3 protein-coding genes are annotated in these 1,576 nt (G+C 63.8%); 1 reads left to right on the top strand and 2 read right to left on the bottom strand.

Annotated features, from left to right (window positions below):
• Together A2I95_RS36680 and A2I95_RS36675 are read right to left on the bottom strand one after the other, a co-directional pair.
• On the bottom strand, positions 1-275 hold a 275-nt coding region (locus A2I95_RS36680; RefSeq protein WP_291737409.1), incomplete at its 3' end, for an iron chelate uptake ABC transporter family permease subunit.
• 52 nt (positions 276-327) lie between these two features.
• The gene (locus A2I95_RS36675; RefSeq protein ID WP_291737408.1) at positions 328-1,239 is read right to left on the bottom strand and encodes a siderophore ABC transporter substrate-binding protein; all 912 of its coding nucleotides are present in this window, start codon (positions 1,237-1,239) and stop codon (positions 328-330) included.
• Between the two features lie 16 nt (positions 1,240-1,255).
• Between A2I95_RS36675 and A2I95_RS36670 the strand changes: the two genes are divergently transcribed.
• A partial coding sequence (locus A2I95_RS36670) for a hypothetical protein (RefSeq protein ID WP_291737407.1) occupies positions 1,256-1,576 on the top strand: 321 nt, incomplete at its 3' end.

Genomic DNA, 1,576 nt, shown 5'->3' with positions numbered 1-1,576 from the left:
GGCGTCAGCAGCGTCACCGCCAGCAATCCCAGCATGGCGGCTTCATTGGTGCCGGTGGTGCCGGGCTCGACAAATTTGTTGCGCACCAGCAGCTGCATGATGACACCCGCCACCGCCATGGAAGCACCGGTCAGCAGCACCGCAGCGGTGCGGGGAATGCGGCTGACCGCCAGCAGCTGCAACGCCTGCGGATCGCTCAACACTGCCCCCGGGCTCAGCCGGTTGATCCCTACAAACAGGCTGACCGCAGCGAGCAAGCCCAACAGAAGGCCCATCAGAACCAGGGTATTCCGCCCCCCCGCAGCGCGGCTGTCCAGGGCGGCAGGATCAGCCACCTGCCACAAACTCTGTCAGAATGTCCTCCAGCGTCGCCGTCATCGACTGGATGCCGCCGCCCGCAACATAGACATTGGCCGCATTCAGATAGACCACCTGCTGCCGGCGCCAGGCTATGGTGCCCGACACCAGCGCATTGTCCAGGGTGACCGCCGCCGCCTGATTGCCCTGGCCAATCGCCGTGGCGCGGTCGATGACGATCAGCCAGTCCGGGTTGGCCGCAGCGATGAACTCAAAGGATACCGCCTCGCCGTGGGTCTGTGCTGCGACGCTTTCGACCGCCTCCGGCAGATCCAGCGCGGTGTGCAGCCATCCAAACCGCGACCCCGCGCCATAGACAGACACTTTGGGGCCGTTGGTCATCAGGATCATCGCCTTGCCACGGCCACCAACGGCAGCGCGGGTGTGCTCCAGCTTGGCAGTGAACGCCGCTTCCAGATCCGCCGCCCGCGCCTCCTGTCCGGTCAGGCGGCCATAGCTGCGCAGCCGCGCCAGCGATTGCGCAACGTGGTCTTCGCCCCAGATCGTCATGTCGATGGCCGGAGCGATTTCCGCCAGCGCCTCGACCTGCGCCGAGGACCGCCCGCCCGCAACAATCAGATCCGGCGCCAGCATGGCAATGGCCTCAAAATCCGGTTCAAACAGGGTGCCTACCGGCGCGGCCTTGTCTTGCAGATCCTGCAGGTGGCTGACAAACAGCTTGGACGGGACACCGGTGATCGGCGCCCGCAATGCCTCCAGCGTGTCCGCCGCTGCGGCATCCAGCACGACGATTGATTGCGGGGCGTGCGGCAGTTCGACCGCGCCGCGCGCGGTGTCAATGGCAATGCTTTGCGCCTGAGCTGCACCGGCCAGGGCAACAGCAATTGATGCAGCCAGCTGCAAAATCTTCCGATGGGCCATTTTCTATCCTGCTAAGATGGAATTTGGCTGGCGGGGCAGGCTTGCTCAAGATCGAGAGGGGCTTACCGGCCTGTGCCGCAAAAGTCCAGCCGTGCTGCTGCTGTGCCAGCTGCCGGCCGCAGGCCGCACAAAAATGCAACATCAGCATAATAACGGAAAATCGCCCGGACAGGGGCTTGCAGCCGCTGGAATTGCTTCCTATCAGGCCCAAGCCTTTGCAAGGCCAGCCAGGATCAAGCCCAAGCTAACAGCTCTTAGAACACGGGTTTATCATGGCACGAACTTCCAACATCCGCCTGTCAGGGCTGCTGTGCAGCACCGCTCTGACTCTCATCTC

Source organism: Leisingera sp. F5, assembly GCF_001593695.1.
The sequence above is the reverse complement of the archived record's forward strand: the minus strand, read 5'-3'. Positions and strand labels throughout refer to the sequence as shown.